Genomic DNA, 16330 nt, shown 5'->3' with positions numbered 1-16330 from the left:
TTAGCAATTATTTATAAAAATTATCATACAAATGATCTGTATATCAAAGATGAATTGATATACAGATTATTTGTGTGAGTAAAGTTCCTTTAACATTATTAATATGCAATATTACATATAAGAATGTATTGATAGATTTGTAAGCGCTTACTATAATGAGAGTATAAAGATAAATCACATCTTAGCAACAACAAAAGGGGCGGAAATAATATGATAATTTTAAAATTTATAGGTGGAGTACTCCCATTAATTCAAGAACTTTTAAAAGCACTTATGTAAGTTCATTATTTAGCAATTATTTATAAATAATTATTATACCTCAATACGAAAAAAGGAAGAAGTTGATTTTTGTGAAGACTACAAGAAATACAAAAGGAAAAAAATTACTAGCAAGTTTATTAATCAGCTTTTGCACTATTAATTATTCATCTATTTCATTAGCGGAAACACCTAAAAGTAATTCAGCTAATGCACCCAAACAAGCTATTGGCATTGATACTGGCATAGCAAATTTAAAGTATGATAGTAGAGATATTTTAGCAGTAAATGGGGATAAAGTAGAGAGTTTTGTTCCGAAAGAAAGTACAAATTCAAATGGTAAATTTGTAGTAGTGGAACGTGAGAAAAAATCACTTACAACGTCACCAGTCGATATTTCAATTATTGATTCTGTGGCTAATCGTACGTATCCAGGTGCAGTACAACTTGCAAATAAAGCTTTTGCAGATAATCAACCTAGTTTATTAGTGGCTAAGAGAAAACCTATAAATATTAGTATAGACTTACCTGGAATGAGAAAAGAAAATACGATATCTGTCCAAAATCCGACATATGGTAATGTGTCTGGAGCAGTAGATGATTTAGTATCTACTTGGAATGAGAAGTATGCATCAACACATTCGTTACCTGCAAGAATGCAGTATACAGAGTCCATGGTGTATAGTAAATCACAAATCGCAAGTGCTCTTAATGTCAACGCTAAATATCTTGATAACAGTCTAAACATTGACTTTAATGCCGTTGCAAATGGAGAGAAAAAAGTGATGGTTGCGGCATATAAGCAAATATTTTATACCGTAAGTGCTGAACTACCTAACAATCCATCCGATCTTTTTGATAACAGTGTTACGTTTGATGAGTTGACTCGTAAAGGGGTAAGTAATACTGCTCCGCCTGTTATGGTGTCAAATGTAGCTTATGGTAGAACCGTTTATGTAAAATTAGAAACATCATCTAAAAGTAAAGATGTACAATCTGCTTTTAAAGCTCTAATTAAGGGTCAAGGCGTTGAAGCGAGTGGACAGTACAAAGATATTTTTGAAGAAAGTACCTTTACCGCTGTAGTATTAGGCGGAGATGCAAAAGAGCATAACAAAGTTGTTACAAAGGATTTTAATGAAATCCGAAATATTATTAAAGATAATGCAGAATTAAGTTCTAAAAATCCAGCATACCCAATTTCATATACAAGCACTTTCTTAAAAGATAACGCAACGGCTGCTGTTCATAACAATACAGATTATGTTGAGACTACAACTACAGAATATTCAAGTGCTAAAATGACGCTTGATCATTACGGTGCATATGTTGCTCAATTTGATGTATCTTGGGATGAATTTTCATATGATGCAAATGGGAAAGAAGTATTAACACATAAAACTTGGGAAGGAAACAACCAAGATAAAACGGCTCATTACTCTACAGTAATACCACTTCCACCGAATTCAAAAAATGTAAAAGTCGTAGCGAGAGAATGTACAGGTCTTGCATGGGAATGGTGGAGAACCATTATTAATGAACAAAATGTTCCAGTAACAAATGAAATAAAAGTTTCAATTGGAGGAACAACTTTATACCCAACTGCTAATATTAGTCATTAGGTAGAAGTGAAGCACTCTGTTTACAGGGTGCTTTTTTATTTGGTCACAAGTATATTGGGTTTTTTTAAAATATAGCATACTCATCAGATAGCGATGGAGTGTAGACTCATTTAGTAAACTTTGCAACAGAGCCACTAATTTTATTTTTATAGATTTGCAAGACTTTTGTTGTATTCAACTTAGCGTTTTTTGACACTCCCACGGCTAAAGGCACAAGCTGACTAACGCCAGTGGGATTCTTGCTACCAAAGGCGAAGTCTATTTCTAGTATCGCTGACGTGTAAGACTGCGGTGTGCCATCACCCCTTCCACAACAGACTATATAGGTTTGTGGGCTACGGTACTGTGACCATACCGTACAAATAGTTGGTTCTCATATGATTTTACGTCTTTTGCAAGACCATGAAATGTTTATAAGTTTTGTTATCTGAATTTTCTGTTTTGTTTTTATATAATCTCAAACAGGAGGCGATTTACTATTATATCTAGAATTGTGTAAAAGTGTTAAAAAATGGGATGGGAAGTGGTATTTTGAAAAAGGTGATTTTATCTTCAACATTAGCTGTATCTATGGCTATAGGTGCATTTGCGACATTAGGAACGTCACGTACATATGCAGCAGAGCAAAAGATTCAATACAACCAAGAATTTCAAACACCATCTTATATTGGTGAAGAGTGGAAAGCACCAGAAGGACTAGATAAAAAAGAGACTGTGTTCGAGTATTTAAAGAGTAAGAAAGACATGTTTAAATTAGCAGGAAATATGGAGAAACATTTTGAAATCGTTAAAGAAGAAAAAGACACAGAAGCAGAAACAACGCATGTGAAGCTTATTGAAAAATATAATGGTGTTCCTGTATATGGATCTGATCAAACAGTAGCACTTGATAAAAATAATAATGTAAAAGCATTTTTTGGACAAGTTATACCGAATTTAGAAAATAAAAATATCTCATCAACTGCAAGCATTTCAGAAGATGATGCTGTAAATATTGCGAAAGCTGGTATTGAGAAAGAGATTGGAAAAGTAGATAACTATGATGGTATGAAGAAAGATTTATACGTATATGAAAAAGATGGACAATATTATCTTTCCTATCTTGTAAAAGCCTCTGTTTCAAAACCAGCACCAGGCTACTGGCATTATTTTATTGATGCAACAAATGGTAATGTGATCAATAAATATAATGCGGTCGATCATATTACTGGTTTTGGATATGGTGTTTTAGGAAACAGACAATCATTTGAAATTGTTCAAAATGAAAAAACAGGTGCATTCCATTTATTTGATGGTAAACGTGGAAACGGTGTTTATACGTTTGATTGGAGAAATTTGTTGAAACAATCCTATGATTCAACATCAAAAGGACTGGGATATACAGGTTATGAAATTGAAAGTAAATCCAAGTTCTTTGAAGATAAAGCAGGTGTTGATGCACATGCAAATGCAGAAAAAGTATACGACTATTATAAGAAAACATTTAATCGTAATTCCTATGACAACAAAGGAGCAAAGTTACGTTCTGTTGTTCACGTAGGAGAAAACTGGAATAACGCTAGTTGGAACGGTGTGTATATGTCGTATGGTGATGGAGATGGAAAACTGTTTATTCCATTTTCTGCGAGCTTAGATGTTGTTGCCCATGAGTTAACACATGCTGTAACAGAGCATACAGCAAATTTAGAGTATCAAGATGAGTCTGGTGCATTAAACGAGTCATTTTCGGATATTTTCGGTGCGATGGTAGACCGTGATGATTGGGAGGCGGGAGAAGATATTTATACACCAGATATAGCAGGGGATGCGATGCGATCCTTAAGTCATCCTGCATCTATTCCCAATCCATTAGAACCCACTCAAGGTTATCCAGATCATTATAGAAAATATTACCCTGGACCATATGATAATGGCGGTGTTCATATTAACAGTAGTATCAATAATAAAGCAGCATATTTATTGTCGGAAGGTGGCTGGCATTACGGTGTGGAAGTAAATGGCGTTGGCCGCGAAGCTACAGAAAAAATTTACTATCGTGCTCTTACAAAATATTTAACAGCAAAATCTGATTTTAAAATGATGCGCCAAGCTGCACTTCAAGCCGCAGAAGATTTATATGGTAAAAATTCAAAAGAAGTACAAGGTGTGGCGAAGGCTTATGATGCAGTTGGTATAGAATAAGACCTGAAAAAGACCTGATATATAACGTCAGGTCTTTTTTATCATTTTAGCCAAGAAGACTCCTTCCTCAAGGAACGCGAAGTGAGTAGGTGGGAGATGAATTGGCTTCGAACAAGGGATGGCAGGAAGCAATCTTAATTGTTCCACATACATAAACTGTTACTTTACTACCTATCGAATGTACGTTTGTTGTATGATAGACACATATCGAAATGGGGGTGAAACGAATGATGATCAATAAAGCATATAAATTTCGTATCTATCCAAATAAAGCACAAGCGACCCTAATCAATAAAACGATTGGCTGTTCTCGTTTTGTATTCAATCATTTCCTATCTCTATGGGATAATGCATACAAAGAAACAGGAAAAGGTTTGACATATGGTACATGCTCTGCCAAACTTCCTGCCATGAAGAAAGAGTTTGTTTGGCTAAAAGAAGTGGATAGTATTGCGATTCAGTCGTCTGTTCGTAACCTTGCGGATGCTTATACACGCTTTTTCAAAAAACAAAACAATGCCCCGCGTTTCAAATCTAAGAAGAACAATGTACAATCTTATACCACAAAACAAACAAATGAAAACATTGCCGTTGTAGGAAACAAAATAAAATTGCCAAAACTAGGTCTTGTTCGATTTGCCAAAAGTCGTGAAGTAAAGGGACGTATTGTAAATGCTACAGTTAGACGGAACCCTTCTGGCAGATACTTTGTATCATTGTTAGTTGAAACAGAAGTGCAAGAACTTCCGAAAACACATTCTTACATTGGAATGGATGTGGGACTAAAAGATTTCGCCATTTTGTCAGATGGAACAACCTATAACAATCCGAAGTTTTTTCGATCATTAGAAGAGAAGTTGGCGAAAGCACAGCGTGTTCTTTCTAGAAGAATGAAAGGATCTTCTCGATGGAATAAACAACGAGTAAAAGTAGCTAGAATTCATGAATACATGACGAATGCTAGAAAAGATTACTTGGACAAAATCTCGACTGAAATCATCAAAAACCACGATGTTATCGGTATAGAGGATTTGCAAGTATCGAATATGTTAAAGAATCATAAGTTAGCAAAAGCAATTAGTGAGGTATCATGGTCACAGTTTCGAATCATGTTGGAATACAAAGCAAAATGGTACGGCAAACAAGTCATTGTCGTATCGAAAACATTTGCTTCAAGCCAATTATGTTCTTGTTGTGGATATCAAAACAAAGACGTTAAAAATCTAAACCTACGTAAATGGGACTGTCCTTCTTGCCTTACACACCATGATAGGGATATTAACGCAAGTATCAATCTAAAGAATGAAGCGATAAGGCTTCTAACCGCAAGGACTGTGGAGCTAGCCTAATAAATTAGAGTTCGATAGAACTCTTTACTTAGGAATCCCCCTCTTCTAAACGAAGTGAAAGTGGGGGTAGTTCAACACCCTATAAAATATTCATTAAATGAGAATGTAAACCTCATAACTCGATAAATATAATGTTCACGCTTTTCTTCTTCTGTTTAAGATAAGAAGAATACAATTTTGCAAAAACTATGTTTTTTACACGTCTCCTTGTACGCTAAGGGAATATACATATTAGAAAATTTCAACTTGAGCTACAGTATCTGTTGTAGCATTTGCACCTCCTGTCGTTACTTTTAGTGAAATACGATCACCTGCTAGAAATGTCACCGAAATATCATTATTTATATTGGAAGTTTGAGTACCAGTTAGTGAAACAGTAAGAGGTGTATCTACACCATTTTTTCGAATTGTCAAAGTGACCGTGTTTGTACCTCCAGGTCCAGTTAAGGCCTGAATTGCTAAAGATTTTATTACGGCTTTTTGGCCTAATCGTAGAAAGGCTTCTGTAATTGAAACGGCAGCCGTCCCAGGTCGATAAAAACGAGTCGCACTATTTGGTAAACTACCAGGATCTGCCCAAACAAGGAATGTAGGTTGTGAAATTGTAGAAAAACCAAAATTGTTAGCATTTGAATTTTGAAGATTTGTTGAACTTAAAACCAAAGTTCCGGCAGTTTGAGATATATCCGCAGTAGGACCTTGAATAGATGCTAAACGTAAACTTAATTGTGCTCCAGCCCGATTAACTTCTGCACCAATATATGATCCCGATCCACCTGAACTAGTAGTAATTAAATTAATATCACGACAATGAAAGTTATGTGGATTCGTGTTAACTAATAATGTTCTTTTATTTCCAAGACCAATTGATCTAGTCGTTATTGTGGAAGCTCTTACTGTACTTATACTTTCATCAGGAGTTCCTGTTCCAAAAGAATGAATACCATAAACATTGGAAGTTCCGCTGGTTGATGCAGTTGAATTATCTACTGTTACAACTGCGTTTCGTAATCTAGCTGTTAATGATGTGGTACCCGGAAAAGCAACCCCTGTTAAATTGACATGATTAACTGAAGTTAATAGTACAGTAATATCTTCAACCCTTGTATTTTCACCCATTGTTAACACAGTTGTATTCGAGGTTACATTCTGTTGACGAATCATTACAGTTAACAAGCTAATCCCTCTTAATGAATTTCCATTTGGAATGACTACTGTCTCATCGTAGATTCCAGGAAACACAAAAATCGTTATTCCAGTGGCACTTATTGCATTAATTGCTGTTATGGCGCCATTAATTGTTTTAAAAGGATTCCCCCCAATGAAAGCCGTTGAATCATTTCCTGATTTCATTACTACAGCTGTATTAGCTCTAGATATCAAAACTTCATGTATACTCATTTAATCTCACTCCTTTACATTTCAAAATAATTTTTAGACCAAATGATATATACTTCCTTTTATTTTCAGCATGTAAAATGATTTCGGTAAATATTAATTATTCTCCTTTATATCAAGAAATTGATTGGAATTCCGTTCAACCGTAACATCTTTTTTTGGAATGGGGGCCAGTTAGTTGTGCACAAAAAAGAGACACATTTTGTGTCTCTTAGGATTCTTGATTAGTATGAATAAAATAGTAGAGTTTGTACAAAAAGAATAGTGCATACCACATCATTAATAAAAAAATCCACCCAATTGTAAGTACTAAGTAACTTAAAAATCCTACAAAAAAATGCATACATACTCTTTTTAGGTATATTGTATACTATTTAAAGAAAATTTATTATATCATAATGTTTTACATACGAATGGGTAAATTCATTTTCTAATTTGTTCCTCTATCTATAATAATTTCCATGAAATTATTAATAAACTGTTTTTGATTTAATTTCAATCCAATTCTAGTTCCCTCAGCTTTTGCACCTGGTCGAAAATCTGCGACAGTCTGTCCCCTTAAAGATTCTAAATCAATCTCTACTTTTCGATACATATATTGAAGGAAATCTGGATTGACAATTGCACTCATCGCAACAATATCATGTAAAGGAGCGCCTTTAATACTAGGGTTTAATTTTTTGTAGGCACTAAAATAATAATCATAAATTGGTTTAATTAATGATTTAAATGGGGTAGTAGTGTGTTCTGCAATATAGTCTGCTTCATTTGGAAGTAAAATAGCTGAATTTGTTACGTTTAAAGGAATTATTGTTAAATTTTTAGATTGATTAATTACAAACCGGGTTGAAACTGGATCACCATATGCATTTGCTTCAGCTACAGGTGAGACATTTCCTGGTTGAAGAAATACCCCGGACATTATGTATATTTCTTTTATGTTTTGCATTGTTTCTTTCCAAAGGTTTAAAGCGATTGCAAGAGAAGTGGATCTACCTACATCAACAATTGTTAATTCTTCCTTATATTTTTCAATAATTGACAGAATTAGACTAAAATTATGAATAGGAATTGATGCTACACTTTCTGGTGGTTGGATAGGTCCAAGTCCTTCTGCACCATGTATTTCTGGATAATAAGCAGTGAAACCATCAAAAAATGGTAAAGAAGCACCACTGATAACAGGGATATCTGTTCTTCCAGCTAATTGCAATAAGTAAACAGCATTTCGAGTCGTTTGTTCTTTTGTAACATTTCCGTAACTTGTAACAATTCCAACAATCTCAATTTCAGGATGCAATAAACCGTATATAATTGCCAAAGAATCATCTATACCTGGGTCTCCAAATAATAATACTTTTTTCAAGGGGGATTCTCCCTTCTTACATAACTTAATATTTAATAAGACAAGCTCTGTATTATATATGTAAGAAGAGCATATATTTATGATTTATATTTCTAAAAATTGTTATTGTTGGAGTTTTTCGTCTACATTTAAATGTTTATATTAATGTAATAACATGTGATAATAGACATGTTTGTTTAGAAAAAACTAGTTTATGTAGAAATAAAATTGACTTTTTATTACTTATTTAACTTGTGGGGTTTTTCCGAAATACTGGCCGTAACCCTATAAAGAACCTTCGATTTGTGCTCTCTTCATATGCTATTTTAGAAAGGGATATTATGATGAAAAAAAGTAGTATAAATATAAGCATATCAATTGTAATACCTATTTTATTAATGGTATGTCTTATTAATGTTAAATACAGAATCATATTAACCGCATTATTTGGAGCTTCGATTTTTTCAACAACATTTCTTTGTGCGATTGGATTTATCCTAGCTGTTTTATCATATATAGAAAACAAAAATATTTGGGCAAAAATCGGAATAATGTTAAACGTGTTAGTATTTTTTATTCCTCTTATTTGGATTATAGGAGATAATGGGTAGTTTAGTAGGGGTATCACTTTATTACCATTAAACCAAGAAAAGCAAATACTCCAAAACGAAAAAATGAGCTTTTTACTAACAAGTTAGCACAAAATTTTGTTTTGTTAGCTTGATGGGCATGTGTCATACCTCTAATACAGTGAAAAAAGGACATCTCGCCAGGTACTCCTAGCAAGTTTGTCCTTTTATATTCTTCTATCAATGAAACTATTAGTTTACTCCTACGTCATTCCAAGCTTTTTGCACAGCTTGATATGTCGCACTATTAACACCATCGTAATCAGCAGCAGATTGTAATAAAGCAGCACGTGCTTCGCTGAAATCACTTTTTTCTGTAAGGTACGTTGTTAAAGCACGGTAATAGATTTTTTCTGCTTTTTCTTTACCAATAGAAGTGATTGTTAAATAAGCAGCTTTATTTGGAATACCGCTATTGATATGTACGCCGCCATTATCTCCTTCATCTGTTTCTGGTAAATATTGATAGTTATTCATATGAGTAGGTTGGCCATACTTTTCAGGATTTGATAAACTGCGAAGTGCATCTCCTGCAACTTTTGGTGTATATACAGTTTCTCCTAAATCCCAGTTGGTTGGATCAACAAAATATCCAAATACATCAGAAAAAGATTCATTTAGTGCCCCGGATTGACTTAAGTACTCAAGATTAGCTGATTTTTCAGTTACCGCATGTGTTAGTTCGTGTGCGACAACATCAAGCGAACCTGACAGCGGTGCGAATTCAACACCATCACCATCTCCATAAATCATTTGTTGTCCATTCCAGAATGCATTATTGTAGTTGGTTCCGAAATTAATTCCAGAACGAATCGTTGCACCATTTCCGTCAAAACTATTGCGGTTATGAACATTTTTATAATAATCATATACTTTTCCTGCATTAAAATGAGCATCAACTGCAGGACCTTGGCTCTTATCTACCCAAGCATTATCTGCATCGAATAGAGAGTAATTAGTTGGGGCTTGCCAATTGGTAGCATTTTTTACTGTATTTGTAACGATGAAGCCACCGTTCATCGGCTTTGTTGTATCTTTTAAATAGTATTTTCCATATTGACTGCTGTAAGTTGTATTCAGGCTTTTTCGATCCCCAAGTACGCCATTACCATAGCCTTTTTGCGGAGTATCTGCATCTGTAACTGCATTATATGACTTTACAATTGTTCCATCTGCTGCGTTTACATAGATTTGCCAGTTTGCTCCATAAGGTTTAAAGAATTGTAATTGTACTTTATAAGCTAAGTAATAATTCCCGTCTTTTTCATAAATAACTAAATCTGCTTTTTCATTTGTAGAGTTTGCTTGTTCTTTTATTTGTTCTAACGAAGTACCATTTGTTTCTACCAATGTATCTTTTTTTGCTAGATTAATATGTTTCCATGCACTTGAAAGGGCAGTTTCTTTTGAAATCTTTGCCTTTGTATTTCCTTTCATACGGTCAGTAGCAGCGGGATGTACGTCTCCGTTTACTGTTGTTACTTTTCCATCACGATTTGTATGAACAATGAAACGTGCCCCATCAACTGGAACTTTATTAATAGATTGAATGTACACATAATGTTTCATTCCTAAATCATCTGACTTTACTTCTTTCAGTGTTAAGTCAGTTTGTGGGTTGATTTTAAATAATTCTTTATTTTCTTCAAGGAACGATTTTACTGCTTTTTCTGAAGCTACCTTTTTATCAGATAGTTCACCTGAAAGGAAGGATGGATTTCCTTTTTCATCATTCCACTGTTTTTGAACGACTTCCATTTTGTTCAAAGCTTCTTGCTGTGATACTTGTTCGGCTGCAAAGGCATTTGAAAATGGAGCGCCTAAAACCATTCCAGTTGCTAGTAATGTAACGACGGATTTCTTCATTTTTTCTTCTCCTTTGTTTTTAAATCCTGCTTTAAACAGAATATTTATATTTTTTAAAAATTATATTTTCATATATACATCCTGTAAAGGTAGGTAATTGTAAAAAATGGGATATTATTAAAATTATTTCGGTTTGTTTACTTATATTTTGGTGTAAAAGACCTTAAACTGTTGATTTTTCTAGGTTTTTATAATGAATATGCAATTTTTCATATTAAATAAATATAATATGAAAAATAAATGTTTTATAAAAAATTCAAATGATGGTTTAAGCGAGAAGGGGAATCAAATATCATTTAATAATTAGTTAACTACACAATCGAATTGAGGAATCACTCGCTACCTGTTGGCTTATTCATATACAAATAGTAGCAAAATCACTACCTGAAAAGTTATGTTTTGATAGTTCCCTAGTAGGGGGCACCATACATCGCCATCAACTTAAGAAAAATAAACACCCCCAAAACAAAAAAGAGCTGACTTTTCCAAATCACTACCTGCAGAGCAAGAAAATTTTCATTTTGGGGTACTTCAAAACCTTAGCTTGATAGGGATGTAGTGCTGACCCATCGTTATCAAGCTAAGGTTAGGAAAGATGAGTTTTAAAAGAAACTTTTTCTTTTTCTAAAAAACCAATGTAGATTATTAGAAATTCTGCATATCAAATAAACCCTAACGGGTTTCATTTTTTATTAGGTATGGTTTTAGATTTGTTTTTAGGTTATTCTTATTCTAAAAAAGGAATTTTAAGAGGAGAAAAAAATGAGGAGACCAAGCATTTTACTGCTAACAAGAGGGGAAAAGCTAGCACAAACCTTTGAGACTAACCTGAGAATGTTTTTTGGTTCCAATATTCAGATTTATACTGTTCATGAGCACGGAGAGCTAGATAACCAATTAGTGGATGAGTGTGAACTGATTCTAGTTTCCGCCGAAAGTATATTGGATCGTTTACCGAAACCACTCCATGAGCGGACACTGTTTGCCAGAAGAACCGTTTGTTTACCAAAGCTCGAACAACTGATGGAATTAGCTCCGGGAACCCAATGTCTATTTGTATCGAATAGTATGGACACGATTGTAGATGCTATTGAGCTTTTGAATCGTCTGGGGTTTGAGCATTTGCACTTTATTCCATACGTTCCGCAGCCAGCGGAAATCCAGCCTGTACTTGAGAGTATCGAAGTAGCGGTTACTCATGGATTAAAAGAACTTATCCCGGAGACGATTGATAAAGTGATTGATTTGGACATACGCCCGATCGATTTGACAACGATTTATGATATTGCTCAACAATTAAATCTTCCTATAGAAAATGCGCATTTCTATACTGCGGAGTTTTTCAGTGATTTTGTCCGCCTTGGAAGGAATTTAGCCAATTCCGTAAACAATGAGAAACGGTTAAATCAAAAGCTGGAATCCGTATTTAATGCTGTTCATGAAGGAATTATCAGTATGGATGAATGGGGACGCATTACGGTTTTTAATGAAGAAGCAGAGAAGATCCTCAGCCTGTCTGCAGAAAATTGCCTTGGAAAGACGTACTGGGATGTAATTTCTGAGTTTAACCTGAATCAGATTTTTCAGTCTCATGTGGAGGAGTCCAATCAATTATTGGAGATACGGAACAAGGTTCTTCTGGTTACCAAAGTTCCCATGATGCTGGATGGGCATTTGATGGGCGTCGTTGTTACGTTTCAAGATGTCACAATTGTCCAACGAAACGAACAGGAAATCCGCAAAAATAGCAGCAGACTGGGATTGACGACAAAATATTCTTTCGAAAACATTATCGGTGTAAGCGATTCCATCACCTCTGTGAAACAGGTTGCTGTCAGACTGGCAGAAAGTGATTTTACCGTATTGATCACAGGAGAAAATGGTACAGGTAAGGAAGTATTTGCCCAAGCGATTCATAGGTATTCCACTCGGCGGGATGGACCATTCGTCCCGGTCAATTTTGCTGGCCTTACAGAAAGTTTGGCAGAAAGTGAATTGTTTGGATACGAAGGGGGTTCTTTCACAGGAGCTAAAAAAGGAGGGAAAATGGGTCTATTCGAATTGGCCCATAATGGAACCATTTTTTTGGATGAGATTGGGGATGCTCCTCTCAGTATTCAGGCAGCTTTGCTGCGTGTGCTCCAAGAGCGGCAGGTAATGCGGATAGGAGGAAATCGCGTAATTCCCATCAATGTCAGGGTGATCGCTGCTACAAACCGAAATCTGAATAGTATGATGTCTAAGGGGGCTTTTCGGGAAGATTTGTACTATAGACTCAACGTTTTGCCGTTAAATATCCCAAATCTTAGAGAACGGCAAGAGGATCTTTTTATCCTCATTAACTATTTCTTTTACGATAATGGGAGAAAACTACGATTTACACCTGAAGTAAAAAATGTTCTTTTAAACTACAGCTGGCCAGGTAATATTCGGGAGTTGGAAAATTTCATTAAGTATCTGATGGTAATCGTGGAAGGAGATACAGTGAAGTTACAACATATTCCTGAACGTATATTGAATAATAGCCTTATCTTGTCAACTCCTCACGATCCAACAGTCGAAGGCGAAACAGTGGAAAGGGAGGACATCCTTCAATTCTTGTCACGTCACGGTTCCCTAATGGATTATGAAGATATATTGACGATCTTGTGGAATATGAGTAAACGGCAGGAACGGGTGGGACGAACTGTTTTACGCTCATTGCTCTCCCATCCCTTATCCGAAGCTCAAATTCGCTATAAGCTAACGATTCTCAAACGATGTGGATGTGTCGCAGTAGGTGTCAAGAAGCAAGGTACAACGATCACTCCTATGGGGATACAGGTTTTACAAAGTATCAAAAAGAAATTAATTAATTGAGGAAGATGCCCTAGTGGTTATTGTTTGTCTGTCCTAAGTAAAAGGACATAAATTTAAAACCTCACAAATAGGGAAGTTTTTGATTAGGGTTTTAATCCCTTTGGAAACCTGAAGGGCCTATTTTACAAAAGTGATATTTGTTTAGTTATTCAGCTACCATGAAAATTAACTTCTGTAAATTGGGATAAAAGGTAATGCTTAAATAGGCGTAGTTTATTCTTAATAAAAAATGAAGAGCGCCAAATGCCTCATGAATCTATGGACTAGATTGACTGGATTAATAATTAGTATTGAAAGTCCCAAACCATTTTCATTCTCTGTGGTAAATTGCTGATTTTTGTGCTTCATGCGTGGCTAAAGGGTACCGTAACAAAATAAAGAATAAAATTAAAAATCCGAAAGTATGCAATTTATTATTCGCAATTTGCATACTTTCGGATTTTTTCATTCATAAAACATACGGCGTGTAAATGATTTTTTTTAGTAGCTGAAGCTTTTGCCCCCACTTAGCTGCGCTTGAAGTATGAGATTCCTACGAACACCAGCGTAACCGCTAGTTATTTAGAAGGCTACCCCCATAGTCCCTACGGTTGATACGAAATTGGTATGGTTTTCAGTCTTGTTTTCAATTTGAAACTTGGTTTTCGTGCTACAAGTTTAATGTTTTTTTCTTTTTGCGACTCTTGAATGTTATAGGTGAACGACAGCCAACAGACGAGTTCTATTTATTCAAAAAGCCAATTTATCTCCCTACTACTCACTGGGATATCCTTTTCACGTTCTTTGAGGAGGGAGTCTTCTTGGCTAAAATGATAGATTAGAGTGTTGCTAAAAATTCGGTTGCAATTCAAAGTAGAAGAATCATCTTTTTAATTTTTATAATATGTCTTTTGTGGTTTTTTTGCGTTTGGTCAGCGTCACCTTTCATTATCCGCGTTATTATGATAGAGATTGGACAATCGTGAGGGATACGAATCCGCCTTTTCGGCAAGAGTACCTTACTTTTAAATACATTTATTGGCACCAAATTTTTCTTTGGACGGAAGATTTAATTTGCTATTATGAATCGATAATATAGTAATAGTTATATTTTAGGTTATAAAATAACCAATAAAACAACCTAAAAACTGACCCGATACTAATAAAACAACTTAAAAATTGACTGAATATCAGTATTTGGTAGAATATTCTCATCAATTAAAGTTGGCATGATTCTTGCTTTAATAAACTGTGACTTCTGAAGTTTATAACACAATGAAAAGAGGAGATGACTTATTGAAGAGTCAATCAAAATAAGGGGTTCAAAGCACCAAAGGAAAAAAGAGGAGTAAGATGAAAAAAGAATTTCGGAATTGGAGGAAATTTCATGCAATCAATTAGGAAAGAAACAGCAGTTGAAAAGACAGCCGCTCATGAGAAAGTAGATAAGAATAGAAGGTTCGCACAGCTTGACGCTTATGTTCTATTATTTTTTGTTGCATTGATCTGCGCTATTGCCACATACATTTTACCGTCAGGTGCATTTGACAAGATAAAAAAAGGAGATGTCACCCTAACGGTACCTGGAAGTTTTCATTATATTGATTCAAATCCCACAGGTTTCATAGACTTCTTTACTACGATCCAACACGGAATGGTAAAAGGTGCGCCGCTTATTTTCCTTATCTTATTTACAAGCGGAGCCTTAGCAGTCATTGAAAAATCGGGTGCAATCGATGCGCTTCTTAAGTCAACCCTTACTCGATTCAAGAATCGTTTACTGTTGTTAATTATCCCTGTAGGATTTCTATTTTCTGTTTTGGGAACGACTGGGATTTTGGTCAATGCTGTAATCGCTTTCATTCCGTTAGGATTACTTATCGCACGTGAATTGAAATTGGATCCTATTTTCGGCGTTTCTCTTATTTATCTAGGAACTTTTGCTGGTTGGAACGTACCTGTTTTTGCTCCTCAAACGCTTGGGCTATCCCAGCGTATTGCCGAACTTCCGCTTTTCTCGGGAATGGGCTACCGGATTATTATCTACCTAGCATTTTTGGCCGCTACTCTTATATATATATATTTGTATGCACGCAAGATTCGAAAGAACCCGACCAAAAGCATCCTTGGCTCAGAATCGTTCACTTCTGGGATTGTAGTGAAAGGTGCGGAAGTAGAGACTACGGTAAAGGTTTCCTTGCAGCAAAAGCTAATTTTATCGTTTGCGGGATTGTCCTTGCTAGGTTTTATCGTTTTCTCTCAGAAATTTAAATGGACGGAAAATGAAATGGCTGGTCTTTTCATTTTTATTGCCATCGGCGCCGGTTTGATCGCTCGAATGAGTGCAAATGATATTGCATTGACATTTATTCAAGGTTGTAAAAAAATGGTCTATGGAGCTCTTATTGTCGGGATGGCTAGAGCCGTAGGCTTAATCCTTGAGGATGCAAGGATATTAGATACCATCGTCAATGCGTTGGCCCAATTCCTTGAACCGTTGTCTCCGATGGCTGCTTCGATTGGAATGTTTATTGGAAGTGCAGCTCTACACTTTTTGATTTCTTCAGGTTCCGGGGAAGCTACTGTGTTGATGCCGATTCTTGTTCCTTTGGCAGATTTGCTGCATATTACACGTCAAGTAGTTGTTCAAGCAGTTATGTTGGGGGAAGGAGTAGTAAATACCATCAATCCGACATCCGGTGTGCTGATGGGTATACTAGCAACGAGTGGCATCTCTTATGGAAAATGGGTGAGGTTCATGCTTCCATTAACGGCAGTTTGGTTTGTCCTCTCATGTATTTTCATCATTATCGGTGTGATGATTAACTGGGGACCTTTCTAAAA

Annotated in this window: 9 protein-coding genes; 6 read left to right on the top strand and 3 right to left on the bottom strand. The window is 35.4% G+C overall.

Annotated elements, in window-relative coordinates:
- The first annotated feature begins 350 nt into the window (after positions 1-350).
- The 3 genes from MHH42_RS30040 to tnpB all read left to right on the top strand — a co-directional run bounded on the left by MHH42_RS30040 (position 351) and on the right by tnpB (position 5410).
- On the top strand, positions 351-1880 hold the full coding sequence (locus MHH42_RS30040; protein ID WP_445286062.1) for a thiol-activated cytolysin family protein: 1530 nt from the start codon (positions 351-353) through the stop codon (positions 1878-1880).
- A 531-nt stretch (positions 1881-2411) separates the two neighbouring features.
- Positions 2412-4061, top strand: coding sequence for a M4 family metallopeptidase (locus tag MHH42_RS30035; protein WP_340895245.1), 1650 nt, complete (start codon positions 2412-2414; stop codon positions 4059-4061).
- Between the two features lie 227 nt (positions 4062-4288).
- Positions 4289-5410 (top strand): IS200/IS605 family element RNA-guided endonuclease TnpB, encoded by a 1122-nt coding sequence (gene tnpB, locus MHH42_RS30030; protein ID WP_098203313.1) that lies wholly within the window; start codon positions 4289-4291, stop codon positions 5408-5410.
- A gap of 231 nt (positions 5411-5641) precedes the next feature.
- On the opposite strand, the gene MHH42_RS30025 is transcribed toward tnpB, so the two are convergent.
- Entirely contained in the window at positions 5642-6811 is a 1170-nt protein-coding gene (locus tag MHH42_RS30025) for a hypothetical protein (protein WP_340895244.1), read from the bottom strand.
- Between the two features lie 427 nt (positions 6812-7238).
- Positions 7239-8174 carry a nucleoside hydrolase gene (locus MHH42_RS30020; RefSeq protein WP_340895243.1) on the bottom strand — a complete coding sequence of 312 codons (936 nt, stop codon included), beginning with the start codon at positions 8172-8174 and terminating at the stop codon, positions 7239-7241.
- Positions 8175-8497: 323 nt separating this feature from the next.
- Between MHH42_RS30020 and MHH42_RS30015 the strand changes: the two genes are divergently transcribed.
- Positions 8498-8764 carry a hypothetical protein gene (locus MHH42_RS30015; RefSeq protein WP_016090813.1) on the top strand — a complete coding sequence of 89 codons (267 nt, stop codon included), beginning with the start codon at positions 8498-8500 and terminating at the stop codon, positions 8762-8764.
- Positions 8765-8974: 210 nt separating this feature from the next.
- On the opposite strand, the gene MHH42_RS30010 is transcribed toward MHH42_RS30015, so the two are convergent.
- On the bottom strand, positions 8975-10648 hold the full coding sequence (locus tag MHH42_RS30010; RefSeq protein WP_340895239.1) for a M4 family metallopeptidase: 1674 nt from the start codon (positions 10646-10648) through the stop codon (positions 8975-8977).
- A gap of 762 nt (positions 10649-11410) precedes the next feature.
- Here MHH42_RS30010 and MHH42_RS30005 point away from each other — a divergent pair.
- Both MHH42_RS30005 and MHH42_RS30000 read left to right on the top strand, forming a co-directional pair.
- Complete coding sequence (locus tag MHH42_RS30005) at positions 11411-13507, top strand: sigma-54 interaction domain-containing protein (protein WP_340895236.1); 2097 nt, start codon at positions 11411-11413, stop codon at positions 13505-13507.
- A gap of 1366 nt (positions 13508-14873) precedes the next feature.
- Positions 14874-16328 carry a YfcC family protein gene (locus MHH42_RS30000; protein ID WP_340895233.1) on the top strand — a complete coding sequence of 485 codons (1455 nt, stop codon included), beginning with the start codon at positions 14874-14876 and terminating at the stop codon, positions 16326-16328.
- Positions 16329-16330: the final 2 nt, after the last annotated feature.

This window comes from Bacillus sp. FSL L8-0099 (assembly GCF_038006385.1).
Taxonomy (GTDB): domain Bacteria; phylum Bacillota; class Bacilli; order Bacillales; family Bacillaceae_G; genus Bacillus_A; species Bacillus_A toyonensis.
This window is presented reverse-complemented; position numbering and strand designations above follow the sequence as displayed.